13 protein-coding genes and 2 tRNA genes are annotated in these 14,500 nt (G+C 61.5%); 9 read left to right on the top strand and 6 right to left on the bottom strand.

Annotated features, from left to right (window positions below):
• Positions 1–147: 147 nt before the first annotated feature.
• The 8 genes from ccoN (at position 148) to GM79_RS13105 (ending at position 8,357) form a co-directional block, all read left to right on the top strand.
• Entirely contained in the window at positions 148–2,367 is a 2,220-nt protein-coding gene (ccoN, locus tag GM79_RS13140; RefSeq protein WP_081867748.1) for a cytochrome-c oxidase, cbb3-type subunit I, read from the top strand.
• A gap of 161 nt (positions 2,368–2,528) precedes the next feature.
• The gene (locus GM79_RS13135) at positions 2,529–2,726 is read left to right on the top strand and encodes a hypothetical protein (RefSeq protein WP_035564591.1); all 198 of its coding nucleotides are present in this window, start codon (positions 2,529–2,531) and stop codon (positions 2,724–2,726) included.
• A complete protein-coding gene (locus tag GM79_RS13130; protein ID WP_081867747.1) occupies positions 2,720–3,610 on the top strand; it encodes a cbb3-type cytochrome c oxidase N-terminal domain-containing protein in 891 nt (296 codons plus the stop codon). The genes GM79_RS13135 and GM79_RS13130 overlap by 7 nt, the downstream gene beginning before the upstream one ends.
• Before the next feature lie 101 nt (positions 3,611–3,711).
• Positions 3,712–5,121 carry a cytochrome c oxidase accessory protein CcoG gene (ccoG, locus tag GM79_RS13125; protein WP_035564590.1) on the top strand — a complete coding sequence of 470 codons (1,410 nt, stop codon included), beginning with the start codon at positions 3,712–3,714 and terminating at the stop codon, positions 5,119–5,121.
• Positions 5,122–5,194: 73 nt separating this feature from the next.
• The gene (locus GM79_RS13120) at positions 5,195–5,674 is read left to right on the top strand and encodes a FixH family protein (RefSeq protein WP_035564588.1); all 480 of its coding nucleotides are present in this window, start codon (positions 5,195–5,197) and stop codon (positions 5,672–5,674) included.
• A 90-nt stretch (positions 5,675–5,764) separates the two neighbouring features.
• Positions 5,765–6,499: a sulfite exporter TauE/SafE family protein gene (locus GM79_RS13115; RefSeq protein ID WP_035564586.1), complete on the top strand. Its 735-nt coding sequence runs from the start codon at positions 5,765–5,767 to the stop codon at positions 6,497–6,499.
• A gap of 137 nt (positions 6,500–6,636) precedes the next feature.
• Positions 6,637–7,557 (top strand): universal stress protein, encoded by a 921-nt coding sequence (locus GM79_RS13110; protein ID WP_035564584.1) that lies wholly within the window; start codon positions 6,637–6,639, stop codon positions 7,555–7,557.
• A 92-nt stretch (positions 7,558–7,649) separates the two neighbouring features.
• On the top strand, positions 7,650–8,357 hold the full coding sequence (locus GM79_RS13105; protein ID WP_035564582.1) for a hypothetical protein: 708 nt from the start codon (positions 7,650–7,652) through the stop codon (positions 8,355–8,357).
• A 105-nt stretch (positions 8,358–8,462) separates the two neighbouring features.
• Here the strand turns inward: GM79_RS13105 and hemA are convergent, their stop codons facing one another.
• Positions 8,463–9,734: a glutamyl-tRNA reductase gene (gene hemA / locus GM79_RS13100; protein WP_035564580.1), complete on the bottom strand. Its 1,272-nt coding sequence runs from the start codon at positions 9,732–9,734 to the stop codon at positions 8,463–8,465.
• A 185-nt stretch (positions 9,735–9,919) separates the two neighbouring features.
• Here hemA and GM79_RS13095 point away from each other — a divergent pair, with 185 nt between their 5' ends.
• Complete coding sequence (locus GM79_RS13095) at positions 9,920–10,369, top strand: hypothetical protein (RefSeq protein ID WP_035564578.1); 450 nt, start codon at positions 9,920–9,922, stop codon at positions 10,367–10,369.
• Positions 10,370–10,623: 254 nt separating this feature from the next.
• Here GM79_RS13095 and GM79_RS13090 read toward each other — a convergent pair whose 3' ends face one another.
• The 5 genes from GM79_RS13090 to GM79_RS13070 form a co-directional block, all read right to left on the bottom strand.
• A complete protein-coding gene (locus GM79_RS13090; RefSeq protein WP_035564576.1) occupies positions 10,624–11,448 on the bottom strand; it encodes a universal stress protein in 825 nt (274 codons plus the stop codon).
• 483 nt (positions 11,449–11,931) lie between these two features.
• Positions 11,932–12,016 (bottom strand) — tRNA-Ser (locus GM79_RS13085).
• 53 nt (positions 12,017–12,069) lie between these two features.
• A tRNA-Ser gene (locus tag GM79_RS13080) sits at positions 12,070–12,156 on the bottom strand.
• 136 nt (positions 12,157–12,292) lie between these two features.
• Complete coding sequence (locus tag GM79_RS13075; RefSeq protein ID WP_051718862.1) at positions 12,293–13,291, bottom strand: YihY/virulence factor BrkB family protein; 999 nt, start codon at positions 13,289–13,291, stop codon at positions 12,293–12,295.
• Positions 13,292–13,396: 105 nt separating this feature from the next.
• A complete protein-coding gene (locus tag GM79_RS13070) occupies positions 13,397–14,458 on the bottom strand; it encodes a transposase (protein ID WP_035562095.1) in 1,062 nt (353 codons plus the stop codon).
• Positions 14,459–14,500: the final 42 nt, after the last annotated feature.

Genomic DNA, 14,500 nt, shown 5'->3' with positions numbered 1-14,500 from the left:
AGCATTCGTCTAACATCAAAAATCACCTTTTTTGATGTTAGCCCCCGTCCGCCTGACATCAATCAGCTCTTCACCTGACGTTTGTCAGCTATTCGAAAATGCCCCTGGGGGACCTTTGAAGCAGTAAAAAATACGCTACTCAGGCCCATGCAAGCTGAATTAGAATCACCCATCAGGGCCTCGCTGCCGCTGTTGGTGGTGCCGCCACCCACGCGCAGCATCGAAACCTTCTTCTACGACAACCGGATTGTCCGCGACTTTGGCATTGCCACGGTGGTTTGGGGCATTATCGGGATGCTGGTGGGCGTGCTGGCGGCTTTCGAGCTGGCCAGGCCCGAGGTGAACATGGGCAACGCCTACACCACCTTCGGCCGCATCCGGCCGCTGCACACCAACGCCGTTATTTTTGCCTTCGTCGGCAACGGCATTTTCACGGGGGTGTACTACTCGCTGCAGCGCCTGTGCAAGACCCGGATGTTCTCCGACGTGCTCAGCAAGATTCACTTCTGGGGCTGGCAGCTTATCATCGTTTCGGCCGTGATTTCGCTGCCCCTGGGCCTCACCACCAGCAAGGAATACGCGGAGCTGGAGTGGCCCATCGACATTGCCATCACGGTGATTTGGGTGGTGTTTGGCTGGAACATGTTTGGCACCATTGCCAAGCGGCGCGAGCGGCACCTGTACGTGGGCATCTGGTTCTACATCGCCACGTTTCTCACGGTGGCCGTGCTGCACCTCGTCAACTCGGCCGCCCTGCCGGTGAGCTTCATGAAAAGCTACTCGGCCTACGCCGGCGTGCAGGACGCGCTGGTGCAGTGGTGGTACGGCCACAACGCGGTGGCCTTCTTCCTCACCACGCCCTACCTGGGCCTGATGTACTACTTCCTGCCCAAGGCGGCCGAACGGCCGGTGTATTCCTACCGCCTGAGCATCATTCACTTCTGGTCGCTGATTTTTATCTACATCTGGGCCGGGCCGCACCATTTGCTCTACACCTCGCTGCCCGACTGGGCCCAGAGCCTGGGCGTGGCCTTCAGCATTATGCTGATTGCGCCGAGCTGGGGCGGCATGATAAACGGCCTGCTGACCCTGCGCGGCGCCTGGGACCGGGTGCGCACCGAGCCCGTGCTCAAGTTCTTCGTGGTGGCCATCACGGCCTACGGCATGGCCACGTTTGAGGGCCCGATGCTTTCGCTGAAGAACGTGAACGCCCTGGCTCACTTCACCGACTGGATTGTGGCGCACGTGCACGTGGGCGCCCTGGGCTGGAACGGCTTCCTGACGTTTGGCATGCTTTACTGGCTGTGGCCGCGGCTCTACAAAACGCCGCTGCACTCCACCAAGCTGGCCAATACGCACTTCTGGCTGGGCACGCTGGGCATCCTCTTCTACGCCATTCCGATGTACTGGGCAGGCTTTACGCAGGGCCTGATGTGGAAGCAGTTCAATGCCGAGGGCATGCTGCAATACCCCAACTTCCTCGAAACTGTGCTGCAGCTGGTGCCTATGTACTACCTGCGCGGCATCGGCGGGGTGCTCTACCTGAGCGGCGTGTTTCTGATGATGTTCAACCTGTACAAGACGGCCAAGGGCGGCACGCTGCTGGTGAACGAAAAGGCCGAAGCGCCCGCGCTGCTGCCCGCCGCCGAGGACCCGCACGCCACCGGCGGCCACTGGCACCGCTGGCTGGAGCGCCGCCCGTTTCAGCTGGCCGTGGGCGCTACGGTGGCCATCCTCATCGGAGGCGTTATCGAGATGGTACCCATGTTTCTGGTGGAAAGCAACGTGCCCACCATTGCCGCGGTGAAGCCCTACACCTCGCTGGAACTACAGGGCCGCGACCTCTACATCAAGGAAGGCTGCTCGAACTGCCACACCCAGATGGTGCGCCCCTTCCGCTCCGAAACCGAGCGCTACGGCGAGTATAGCAAAGCGGGCGAGTTCGTGTACGACCGGCCCTTTCTGTGGGGCAGCAAGCGCACCGGCCCCGACCTGCACCGCGTGGGCGGCAAGTATCCGCACTCCTGGCACTACAACCACATGATGGACCCCACCAGCATGTCGCCCGGCTCCATTATGCCGCCCTACCCCTGGCTGCTCGACAATGAGATTGACTACTCCGACCTGCCCGCCAAAATCCGGGTGCTCCAGCAGCTGGGCACGCCCTACCCCGCCGGCTACGACCAGCAAGCCGTGGCCGACGCCCAAAAGCAAGCCCAGGGCATTGTGGCCGAGCTGAAAAAGGAGGACATCGACGTGAAATCCGACCGGGAAATCGTGGCCCTGATTGCCTACCTCCAGCGCCTGGGCACCGACATCAAGGTGAAGCCCGAGCAGGTGGCGGCCTCGGCCGAAGCGGCGCAGTAGCCACGCAGGAACGTCATGCAGAGCGCAGCGAAGCATCTCGCACGCGTCGTTGAACCGAAGGTCAGTGCAGCCAACGATTGAGTTACTGCTGCACGCGAGATGCTTCGCTACGCTCTGCATGACGGCCTAACGCCTCCCAATCCTCCAAAATCCCAAGCACCATGTACAGAGAAGTTCTGCAGTCCATCACGGGCATTGCCATTTACCCGCTCATTTCCTTCGTCATCTTCTTCGTCTTTTTCGTGGGCCTGCTGGGGTACGTGGTGGTCGTCAACCGCCAGCACATCACCGCCATGAGCATGCTGCCGCTGCTGGAAGACGAGCCGCTCACCCCCGCTAAGCCCGAACCGTCATGCTAACGCCCATCAGAACCATGCGGCTGGGGTGGCTGACCGCCGCCGGCCTGCTGCTGAGCGGCTTGGCAAGTGCCCAAACCCCGGCGGCCGTCGCGCCCGCCAAGCCCGCCACCATGAGCGAGCAGGAGCTGCTGTTCTGGCTGCTGCTGGGCGTGCTGGGGCTATTGCTGCTGGTGCTGCTGTTGGTGGGCCTCACCGTCATCTTCCAGATGAAGCCCCAGCTGCGCCAGCTCTACGACCTGCCCACGGTGCACGATACCTGGAGCGGCAAGGTGCTGGGCCTGCTGGTGGGCGATGCCAGGCTGGTGCGCGGCGAGTACCGGGACGAGGTGCTGGACCACGACTACGACGGCATCCACGAGTTCGACAACGACCTGCCACCGTGGTGGAAATACGGGTTTGGCTTCACCATCGCCTTTGCCTTCGGGTACGTGGGCTACTACCACTTCACCACGAATGGCCAGCTGCAGATAGCCGAGTACGACACCGAGATGCGCCAGGCGGCCCTGCTCGTCTCGGCCGGCGCCGACGACCCCACCAAGCTCACCACCTACGCGGCCCTCACCACCGCCACCGACCTGAGCAGCGGCAAAAGCATCTACCTCACCAACTGCGCCCCCTGCCACGGGGCCAACGCCGAGGGCAAAGTCGGCCCCAACCTGACCGACGAATTCTGGCTGCACGGCGGCGAGGTGAACCACGTCTACAAAACCATCAAATACGGCATCCCCAGCAAGGGCATGGTGGCCTGGAAAGGCAAGCTCTCGGGCAAGCAGATTTTGCAGGTAACCTCCTACGCCCTGAGTTTACAAGGCTCCAAGCCGGCCAATGCCAAGCCGCCGCAGGGCGAAAAGGAAGCGGCGGGTAAGCCGTTGGCTAGCCGGTAGCCGGGCGGTAATGAGCGGTTTGCCATTTTATAAGCACGTCATGCTTCGACTGCGCTCCCCTTCGCTCAGCATGACGTGCTTTTTTATCCACTAATCAGCTCATGGCCTCCCCCCAATTCAAGCCCGACGACACGTACCGCGACCACATCTCCACGGTGGATGCGGCGGGCAAGCGGGTGTGGCTCTACCCCAAAAAGCCCGCCGGCCGGCTCTACCGCGCCCGCAAGTGGCTGAGCTACGGCCTGCTGGCGGTGCTGTTTGCCGGGCCCTGGCTGCGGCTCAACGGCCTGCCGCTGCTGATGTGGAACCTGCCGGCCCGGAAGTTCATCATCCTCGGTCAGATTTTCTGGCCCCAGGACTTCTTCATTCTGCTGCTGGCCACGCTCACGTTTCTGGTCTTCATCATCCTCTTCACGGTGGTGTACGGGCGCGTGTTTTGCGGCTGGGTGTGCCCCCAAACCATCTTTCTGGAGATGGTATTCCGGCGCATCGAGTACTGGCTGGAAGGCGACTCGGCGCAGCAAAAGGCCCTGGACCGCGCCGAGTGGGACTGGAACAAAACCTGGCGTAAAACCACCAAGCACGTCCTATTTCTGGCCCTCTCGTTTCTGATTGCCAACACGTTTCTGGCCTACATCATCGGCTCGGATGCGCTGGTGGCCATCGTGACCGACCCGCTCACGGCCCACCTGGGCGGGCTGGCGGCCATGGTCGGCTTCACGGGTGTGTTCTACGCCGTATTTGCGCGGTTTCGGGAGCAGGTGTGCACCATTGTGTGCCCCTACGGCCGCCTGCAAGGGGTTTTGCTCGACCAGGACAGCCTCGTGGTGGCCTACGACTACCAGCGGGGCGAGCCGCGCGAAAAGCTCCACAAAAACCAGGCGCGCACCGCCGGCGACTGCATCGACTGCCACCAGTGCGTGCAGGTGTGCCCCACCGGCATCGACATCCGCGATGGCGCCACCCAGATGGAATGCACCAACTGCACGGCCTGCATCGATGCCTGCAACTCCATTATGGACCTCGTGAACCTGCCGCAAGGGCTGATTCGCCACGCCTCGGAAAACGGTATTGCCAACGGCACCAAGTTCCGGTTCACGGGCCGCGTGAAGGCGCTTTCGGGCGGGCTGGTGCTGCTGCTGGCCGTGCTCACGGGCCTGCTCGTCTCGCGCTCCAACGTGGAAGCTACCGTGCTGCGCACGCCCGGCCAGCTCTTCCAGAAAACCGACCGCAACACCATCACCAACCTCTACAACATCTCGGTTATCAACAAAACTAACCGCCGCTACCCCATTACCCTGCGCATCATCGAACCCGCAGAAGGCCAGATTTCGCTCGTCGGCGCCACCGGCCTGAAGCTGCCCGCGCAGGGCAGCACCGAGGGCGTCTTTTTTGCCGAGCTGCCCCGCACCGCCCTGCACCGCACCAACCAGAAAATCCGCATCGGCCTGTTCAGCAACGGCGAGCTGATTTCGGAAACCAGCACCAAGTTTCTCGGGCCCTCGCAGTGATGCGCCGCTGGCTAAACCAAGCAGGTGTGTTTCATCTGCGCTCAGCACGACCGTTCCAGAATCACAACAACCCATGACTAACCCGGCCATCTCCCCTCCCAAATCCAGCGCCTGGCCTTATGCCATCGTTGCGGTATTTGTCCTTTTTGCCCTCTACATCGGCTTCATGGTGTACCAGGCCATGCAGTCCGATGTGAACTTGGTGAGCGCCGACTACTACCAACAGGAGCTGGCCCACCAGCAGCGCATGGACGCCGTGGCCCGCACCACCGCCCTGCCCACGCCCGTGCAGGTGCGCCACGATGCCGCCAGCCGCCGCCTCACCCTGCAGCTGCCCGCCGCGCTGGCGGGCCAGGCCGCGCAGGGGCAGGTTCGCTTCTTCCGCCCCTCCAATCAGGCCCTGGATTTTGCCTTGCCCCTGCAACCCACCGCCGACCTGCGGCAACTCATCAACACCAGCAAAATGGCGCCCGGCTTCTGGCGGGTCCAGCTCGATTTCACGGCGGGCGGGCAAGCCTATTTTTTTCAACAAGACCTCACGCTGAGTGAATGAGTGAATGAGCGAATGGGTGAATGAAAGCAGGTCATCACCCAAGCGCCCCATTCACCCACTCACCCATTCCTCCATTCCTCCATTCCCCCATTGATTCTCGCTGGATTCCTGTTTGGGTTGCTGGGCAGCTTCCACTGCGTGGGCATGTGCGGGGCCATTGCCCTGGCGCTGCCCGGCGGCGTGGATAAAACGACGTCGCCGCTGCGCTACGCCGGTGGCCGCCTGCTCTACAACCTGGGCCGGGCCACGACTTATGCCACGCTGGGAGCCGGGGCGGGGCTGGCCGGCCAGGGCCTGCGCCTGGCCGGCGTGCAGCAGGGCCTGTCCATTGCTTCGGGCGGGCTGATTTTGCTGCTGGTGGCCGTGCCGGAGCGCTACACCGGCCGCCTGGCCGGGGCGCTGGGGCTGAACCGGCCGCTGGCCTGGGTGAAAAACACCCTGGGCCGCCTGTTTCAGCGGCCCACGCTGCCTGCCCTGTACGCCACGGGCGTGCTCAACGGCCTGCTGCCCTGCGGCCTGGTGTACCTCGCACTGGCCGGGGCGCTGAGTGCGCCGGGCGTAGCGGGCGCGGCATTGTACATGGCCTGCTTTGGGCTGGGCACGCTGCCACTCATGTTCGGGCTCTCGCTGAGCGGACGGTTGGTGCCGCTGCTCTGGCGCACGCGCATGCGCCGGGCGGTGCCCTACGCGGCCTCGGTGCTGGCGGTGGTATTCATCGTGCGGGGCCTGGGGCTGGGCATTCCCTACCTCAGCCCGCAGCTGCCCCCGCCGGCCACGACTACCGCCAGCGCCGCCCAGCCAGCCCCGGTGTACGATTGCCATTAACCGCCTCCTTCCATCGAATAGTTGCGCAAAGACAAACGCACATTTAGTCGCTAGCAACCAATTGACAATCAAAATAAAAGCTTGCAGCTTACCGCTCAAGCCCCCACTTTTTTGCCTAACAACCACCGTTTCTGCTTATGAAAACCATTCTTGTTCCCATCGACCATACGCCGGCCGCCGAACACGCGCTGGCCTACGCCAACAAGCTGGCCGTGCGCTGGCCGGCCGAAGTGGTGCTGCTGCACTGCATTCCCGCCGCGTCCGCCGGAGCAGCCAACGTGTTGGCCACCGAGGAGCAGCGACTGCGCAGCTTAGTCGAGCGTCTGCGCTACCAGCAGCTCACCCGCCAGAACGGCCGGCGAATTCACTACAGCTACCGGGTGCTGGCGGGCGTACTGCCCGACCACATGCAGGCCGAGGCCATCCGGTGCGCGGCCGATTTGGTGGTAATGGGCCTGGAACCCATTGACTGCTGCCAGCAGGCAACACCCGCCGACCATGCCGCAGCACTGGCCGAATTGCTAACCTGCCCGGTGCTGGTGGTGCCGCCGGGCCGGCGCTCCCTGCCCCGGCGCGTGGTATTCTCCGCCGATTTTGGGGTATTGGACAACAGCCTGATGCACCGGCTTTCGGCCCTGGCGGATGCTTTTCCGGTACCGCTGGAGCTGGTGCAATTTTACGCGCCCCACGACCGGCCCCAGCGGCGGCCCCTGAAACAAGCCCTGCACGCCGCCGCCGCGCAGCTGGCCTGGCCCGCACCGGTTACCGAACACCTGGTGGAGGACGAGGCCCGGCTGGAAGGCCTGGACGATTTTTGCGACCGGGAACACGCCGATTTGCTGGTTATTGCGCCCACCAGTGCCGGGCAGCTGGCGCAACACTTTGCCACCTGCTATGCCAAAACGCAGGCCTACCACACCCAGATTCCGGTGCTGGTGCTGCGCGCCGCCGGGTACCACAAGGCGCAGGAAGCCTGCTGCGCGCGTTGCGCCCAGCACCCGGAAACATTGGCACCGCCCAGCGCCCGTTCGGTTTACCACACCATTCCGTGGGTGTAGGCAGCAGCGCCACGATAGCCTTAAAGACCTCACGCCCAGCTGCCAGCCGCAAAGGTTGCCCAGGCCATTCCAACCCCTTACCTCCCGATTCCATGCGCATTTCTGCCCTCCTTCCCTGCGCCGCGCTGGCCTTGCTGCTCGCCGCCTGCGATGCCAAAAACCCCAACGGCATGCCCGACGAGGTGCCCGCTCAGGCCTCGGTGCAGGCCTTGCCGGCCACCGTTCCCAAGCCCGACTCCGCCGCCGCGCGCACCGAAAAAGCGGTGATGCCCGCCGACACGTCGGTGGCCGGGGCCTGGCTGCTGCTCGAAGGCGCCCTGCGCGGCCACGATGCCGGGGTGCTCAACCAACTCATCGACCCGGAGTTTGGCCTCTGGATTCTGGAACAGCCCGGCGCCATGCCGCTGGTGACGCGGGTGGCCGAAGTGGCCGTTTTCCGCCGCGCCACCCAGAACCTGCCCCTGTTTTCGCTGGATAAACAGCTCATGACCTGCCCGCAGCTACGCACGGTGCCGCAGCTGCCCGAACCCGACTGCGACCTGCAAACCCGGCAGAACGCGGGCTTTGCCCAATCGGGCTGCTTATCCGGCCCCGCCATCACGTTTCGGAGCCTGGACTTTTGGCCCGGCGCGACCGTGAAGGGCGGCACGGCGGCCCAGGGCAAGGCCGCGCAGGGCCGCACCATGCGCACGGTGCTGCAAACCCGCACGGGCTTCCGGTTTCACTTTGCCAAATCGGCCGGGGTTGGAGGGCGTTGGCGCCTCATTTTCATCGACCTCCGCGAGCCCTGCTCCGCCTGAGGTACCGGGGCTGGCTACCCAAAAACACCCGGCTGAAGCATCGGCCGGGTGTTTTTGATAAGGTTAAGCAGTTGAGCGGCACGCAGCCCACTGCCACTGGCTGGGTCAGGTCAGGGCCGGTTGGCGCTCCAGGTCGAATACCTCGCTGAGCAGCTCCACCAGCTGGCCGGGCTCACCGCGCTTGCAGGCGGCTTTGAGCTGTAGCACGGGCTGCTTGAGCACCTTTTGCATCAGCGACTTCGTGATTTCATCCAGCAAGCCGGCTTCGGCAGGACTCATCCGCTTGGCGAAGCGCTTCATTTCTTCCTGCCGCAGCTGCTCCAGGGCATTTTTCAACTTTTGAATGGTGGGCGAAACCTCCATCTCCTCGCTCCAGTCCTGCAACCCGGCCATGCTTTCGGCAACGATGGCCCGCACCTGCGGCACGGCCGCCAGCCGCCGCTCCAGGGCTGCCGAGGCATTGCTCTGAATGGCATCGAGGGAATAAAGCAGCACGCCGGGCACAGTTTCCACCTCGGCCGCAATGCTGCGGGGCATCGACAGGTCCACCAGAAACTTATGGCTGAGCACGGCCTGGTTTTCGAGCAGCGGCAGGGTGATGATGGGCGCAGCCGCTGCTACGGAGCAGATAACGACATCGGCCGTGTGAATGCCCTGGGCCAAATCGGCAAAGTCCAGCACCTGCAGCCCGCACTCAGCGGCCACCGCCTCGGCGGTATCCCGCGTCCGGTTGCAGATGGTGACGTGCGCAAACCGGTCGCTGGCCCCGAAATGCCGGGCCACATCCGCCCCGAAGGTGCCCGCGCCCACCAGCAGCACCCGCGGGCTGGCTAGGTGTGCCGTCAGGTCCTCCACCAGCTGCACAGCGGCGTAGGAAACCGATGCCGCGCCGTCGCAGAAACCCGTTTCCTGGCGCACCCGCTTGTGGGTAAAAAACACCGTGTGGAGCAGCCGGTGCAGAAACGGCCCGGCCGCATCAGCCTCCGCCGACCATTGGTAGGCCTGCTTCACCTGATGGCCGATTTGCTGGTCGCCAATTACCTGCGCATCCAGGCCCAGGGCCACCTCGAACAGGTGCCGCACCGCGGCCGGGGCACTGGTGATGCTGGTGAACCAGCCACTTACCGAAGCGCTGTCGGGCAGGTTTTTCAGCCGGGCCAGCTCCCCGACAATGGCAGCGCTCTGGTCCCGACTGTCGCTATAATACACTTCCGTACGGTTGCAGGTGCTCAGTACCAGCACATCGGCCAGCCCCAGCTCCCGGCTGATGACGAGCAGCAGGGCGCGGCAGGCGGGTGCGTCCAGGGCCAGCAGCTCGCGGATGGCCAGCGGCGCGTGCCGGTGGGTGAGGCTGACAACTTTAAAGCGCTGGTTCATGCGAGGAAACAAAGAAAAAAGAAGTGGCCCGGCGGTTACTCCCGAGCCGGCCGGCCACCGACAAAGGTCCTTTTTACCCAAGGTGCGAGGCATGACGCATCTCACCCGTCCGCCTGATAAACATCATGGGGAACCGCGCCGGGCCGCACCACCTTTACCATTGTGCTAAATCGACCGTGCCTGCTATGAAAACCTTATTCTTATGCTGCGCGGCCTTCTTGCTAACGGCCGGAGCCGTCCACGCCCAGCTCATCAGCCCCGACCAGGTACCGCCGCTGGCCTTCGTGGCCCTGCAGCAGCATTATCCGCACGCCACCCAAATACAGTGGAAAAAGACGCAGGGACTATATCAGGTCAGTTTTAATCAGGGACCCGGCCAGCAATTCGTTCGGTTTACCAGTAATGGCGACGTGGAAGCCACGGGCACGCCCCTGGCCCTGAGCGCCCTGCCGGCCAGCGTGCGCCACACCCTAACTGCGCATTACCCCAGCCGGAAAATATGCCAGGCCGCCAAATTCGTGAATGCCCGCACGGCGGCCATCACCTACGAAACCGCGACCTGCGAAAGCAACCTCAGCCGCACACTGGTCTTCACGGCCGACGGCCTTAAGCAGCGGCGGGCCGAAAGAAGGTAAGTTCAGGCCGCTGCTAAAACGACTGGCTCAAGCAGCAGCATCGCGTTGGTTTCCTGCTGCCCATCGGCCGGCCTGAACGTGGCTACGTCGGCCACAGGCATTTTCAATAGTCAATAATCCATATTTTTTTGTTAAAAATATTGCCCGGAGCTTGCGTTCGGACTTGACTACGCGAAGAGTGTTCAGTTAATGTAAAACCGGGGGGTGACGGGCGGCGGACTAGAACGTATCAGATATGGCTACAGTGGTTGGTTTCAGGCCAGGGTAGGCAGTACCAACACAGGCACCGGGCTGTGCAGCAGTACTTCAGCCGTCGCACTGTGGTGAAACAGCTGCCCCCAGAAGCTGCGGGGCCGCGCCAGCAACACCACTAAGTCCACCTCGTCGGCCTGGGCAGCGTGCAGAATTCCTTCGGCCGGACTGGCTGCCACCACACGCCGGAAGCGCATCGCAGTCTCCAAGTCGATGCCCAGCCCTGTGCGCCGCACCGACGCCAGTATTTCGTCCTCCGCAACATCGGCGGCGGCATCCGGCGTCACGTGCAGCACCGTCAGCTCCGCGCCCAGCGTGCGCGACAGCCGGCGCATGGCCCCGGCGTGCGGACCGATGGTAAAATCCTCCCCGTCGACGGCCAGCAGCACGCGCCGGGGCAGCCCCGTGCTGGTGAGCGTATGCGGCACAACGAGCATGGGATAGGGCGCCGTACGCAAGATGTCGAGGGCGGTGGTGCGCACCAGTTCGTCGGGCGTGGCGGAATAGTCGGGCCGGCCCAGCACCACCAGCAGCGGGTGATGCCGGCTCACGGCATCGGCCACGGCAAATGCCACGCGGCCATGCCCGATTTCAACCACCACCGGCACGACCAGGTCCTCGGCTACTTGGCTCAGGGCCAGCGCCGTGGCTTCATTACTCAGGTTGGATAGCTTGCCGGTGAACACCTCCGGGTCGAGGATGGAATCGCGGCGCACGTGCAGCAGCACAAGCCGGGCCCCAAGAGGACCGGCCAGGTTGGTGGCATAGTCGAGCGCCTTGTTGGCAGCCCGGAAGAAATCGGTGAGAATCAGCAGCGAAGGCGTCATAAGGCGGAGTTTGAGGCAGGCACAACAGTAGCAGCAAAGAACCGGGGAGCGGGCGACAAGTGGCATGCGCGATGTCAGGCTTTCGCATGACTTTTATCAAGGAGTGGGCTGCGCGCGGGGCTATGCCTGGCCCAATCTTGTCCCCCCCTGCTTGATTATTATTCGGGCCCTGAACGAGCAAAAACCCAATAGTACAGGGTCAGGACTTACGTAAAGGCGCTGGTGCGCGTCTCTGACGCGTGACTTCCTGGCTTGGCGTTTCCAAACGCCACCGTTCGCACCGGCTATTCTCGTTGGTCTCGTTGGTCCCGCGCGTCGGAGATGCAAAACCAGGGAGCAACGCGTCGCAGACATGCGCCAGCGCTTGAGTGCGCAAGCCCTGAATATTGAAAGTAGCTACCCAAACTACTCAGGAATGAAATCCCATCTGGCTCCCCCGGCAAATCAAAAACCCCGTTTCCATATTGGAAACGGGGTTTTATGTAGAGAGCGAGGGATTCGAACCCCCGGACCTGTTACAGTCAGCGGTTTTCAAGACCGCCGCAATCGACCACTCTGCCAGCTCTCTAAATAAATTAAGAGTTGTATTGCTACAACTCTCAATTCTTAACTAAACAAGCGTAGAGAAGGGGGGATTCGAACCCCCGATACCGTTGCCGGTATAACGGTTTTCGAAACCGTCGCATTCGACCACTCTGCCACCTCTCTAACAGGTTCCCCGAGTGATTGGGGAGTGCAAAATTAGGAAGGAATAGGGAATGCGGAAGGAATAATGAAGAATATTTGTAAAATTTCTTCTAAAGCACTCAGAACGAAAGCCCTGCAATAAGGGGCTTGTACGATACTACCGGGCGGTTGGGGTTCCCTCCTGCCGGGCCTTTTCGGCCAGCTGCTCCAGTAGCATCTTCCGGCGGCGGCCGGTCACGGCATCCATGCTCACGTTCACTTCAAAGCCGATAATCAGGGTCATACACACAAATTCGAGCCATACCATGAAGCCGACCAGCGCGCCGATGGACCCGTAAAACGTGTTGTAGGAGTTGAAAATCCGAACGTAGAGCGTGAAGAGAAACGAGACAAGAAAGATGAGCAGCGTGGCCACAATGGCCCCTACTGAAATCAGGGGCCACTTGTCCTGCACGGGCGGCACGAAGTAGTAAATCACGCAGGTGGTGCTCAAAAACAGGCCTACCAACGAGCCGTAGCGAATGAGTGTGAGCACCAAATCGGTCAGACGCTCGGGTACGATTTCATAGAAGACCAGCCAATCGATGAGGTAGGTGCCGAAGAAAATGCCCACAATAGCCAGCACCAGAATCAGGGCCAGTACGAAGGTTAAAGCTGTGGCAATCATTCGCTTGCGGAAATAGCCGCGGTGCTTGAACCAGGGGTATTTTTTCTCGAAGGCATCGAGCAGCGCCATGATGCCGTTGGAGCTGAGCACCAGGGCCGTACCGAAACCAAAGGAGAGCAGCCCGCCGTGCGGAATGTTCACGATGTCTTCAATAGTAGAGGCCGTAGCCGCGTACAGCTCCCGCGGCATAAAGTCACTCAGAAACAGCAGGATATCCACGTTCAGATTCGGCACGGGAATGTACGGAATGAGCGTGAACAGGAAAATAATGGTCGGAAAAAGCGCCACCGTGAGGTTGAAGGCCATGTAAGCGGCCCGCTTCTCCAGACTGTCGAGGCGCAGCTCGTGCAAAATCCGGTCGAGCACGTCGTAGAGCGAGGCTTGGCCGCCGGGCAGCCGCAGCCGCTTCAGCCCCACAATCAGCCGGCGGTATGCCCGCTGTTTGCGCACATCGGGGAAGCGGGCACGACGGAGGGCGGGGGCTTTCATTAGTTAATTAGTAATTAGGAATGAATAATTAACAATTTTTAAAGCATTGAAGCTATTTATAAAGTCATCAATTGCTCATTACTAATTCTTAATTACTAACTGATGTTACGCAGCCATTTTGGTTAACGCGTAGTGCATGGCTTTGAGTCCGCGCAAATAAAGTTGGGCTTTGAGGCGAAAATGACCAATGCCTAATTGTCGGGTTATCTTCTCTAACTTGATGTAGGCCAGGATGGAAGAAAAGAAATGATTGGCCTGCGTATCGATGGTTTTCGTAGGCGACTTGCCCATCGACGTGTTTTGCTTGAGCGATTTGTGGTACTCCTCGATTTTCCACCTTTTCTGGTAGATTACCGTCACTTGTTCCCCGGTCAAATTCGTATCGCTGCTCACCAGATATAACACGCCCTGCGAACCGTCCTTATTTGTAAAGACTTGCCGGACCACGAGCACCGCCTCCACGACGCTCCGTAGCCAGACGCGCAAGGGCTGCCCATCCGGGAAAGCCAGCGTATCAAGGGCCTGGAATTCCCCATTGCCGCGCCCCACTTCGCTCAGGGCCACGGTGCGCGAGGTGGGCAGGGCAAAAATAAAGTCGTGGCCCAACGCGCGCACCTGGTTCATGTTCTCAGCCGAGGCATACCAGCTGTCGGCCAGCAGGTAGCCGTAGGCCACTTGCTCTTGGGCCACGCGCAACATGGCGCGGAGCATCTCGTTTTTCGTCAGCGGGCTTTTCTGACTCACTTTCTGGGTTTTAGGGTCGGTTACGGCCTGCGTTTTCTCCACCAGCTCCACGGCAATCGGCACGGCGAGCGAACCGGCCACATAGAGCAGGCTCACGAAATTGAGCCCCTTCACGTACCGCCCCAGGCTATGGTCGTAATGGGTACAGAGCAGGGCATTGGCATCGGTGTGGGCCTTCTCCAAAATAGAATCATCGACGATAAGAACAGCAAAATCGGCTGCTTCCAACGTCCGCTCGGTTTGCCGAATCAGCGGTTTGGCATGGCCCCAGACCTGGCGTGAATCCAAGTGTACGCTGCTGAGCCAGCGCGTCACCTGGTCGTGACTAAGCTGCCCATCGAACAGGCGTGAGAGGCCCGTAGCCGAAGTTTGGCCCGTCGAGCTGATGAGATAATCCGTGTACAAATCCAGGGTGCAGGCCATCGAAAACGGTAGTTAGAACGGAAAAATACTGCGTAACATCAG

This window comes from Hymenobacter sp. IS2118 (genome assembly GCF_000715495.1).
Classification (GTDB): domain Bacteria; phylum Bacteroidota; class Bacteroidia; order Cytophagales; family Hymenobacteraceae; genus Hymenobacter.
Note: the sequence above shows the minus strand (reverse complement) of the source record. Positions and strands in the feature narration are given on the sequence as shown.

Bases quoted from the DNA above. Each gene is read 5' to 3' on its own strand.
- GM79_RS13090 (WP_035564576.1), bottom strand. From the start codon at position 11,448: ATGACGCCTTCGCTGCTGATTCTCACCGATTTCTTCCGGGCTGCCAAC.
- hemA (WP_035564580.1), bottom strand. From the start codon at position 9,734: ATGAACCAGCGCTTTAAAGTTGTCAGCCTCACCCACCGGCACGCGCCG.
- ccoG (WP_035564590.1), top strand. From the start codon at position 3,712: ATGGCCTCCCCCCAATTCAAGCCCGACGACACGTACCGCGACCACATC.
- GM79_RS13120 (WP_035564588.1), top strand. From the start codon at position 5,195: ATGACTAACCCGGCCATCTCCCCTCCCAAATCCAGCGCCTGGCCTTAT.
- ccoN (WP_081867748.1), top strand. From the start codon at position 148: ATGCAAGCTGAATTAGAATCACCCATCAGGGCCTCGCTGCCGCTGTTG.
- GM79_RS13075 (WP_051718862.1), bottom strand. From the start codon at position 13,291: ATGAAAGCCCCCGCCCTCCGTCGTGCCCGCTTCCCCGATGTGCGCAAA.
- GM79_RS13070 (WP_035562095.1), bottom strand. From the start codon at position 14,458: ATGGCCTGCACCCTGGATTTGTACACGGATTATCTCATCAGCTCGACG.
- GM79_RS13095 (WP_035564578.1), top strand. From the start codon at position 9,920: ATGAAAACCTTATTCTTATGCTGCGCGGCCTTCTTGCTAACGGCCGGA.
- GM79_RS13110 (WP_035564584.1), top strand. From the start codon at position 6,637: ATGAAAACCATTCTTGTTCCCATCGACCATACGCCGGCCGCCGAACAC.
- GM79_RS13135 (WP_035564591.1), top strand. From the start codon at position 2,529: ATGTACAGAGAAGTTCTGCAGTCCATCACGGGCATTGCCATTTACCCG.
- GM79_RS13130 (WP_081867747.1), top strand. From the start codon at position 2,720: ATGCTAACGCCCATCAGAACCATGCGGCTGGGGTGGCTGACCGCCGCC.
- GM79_RS13105 (WP_035564582.1), top strand. From the start codon at position 7,650: ATGCGCATTTCTGCCCTCCTTCCCTGCGCCGCGCTGGCCTTGCTGCTC.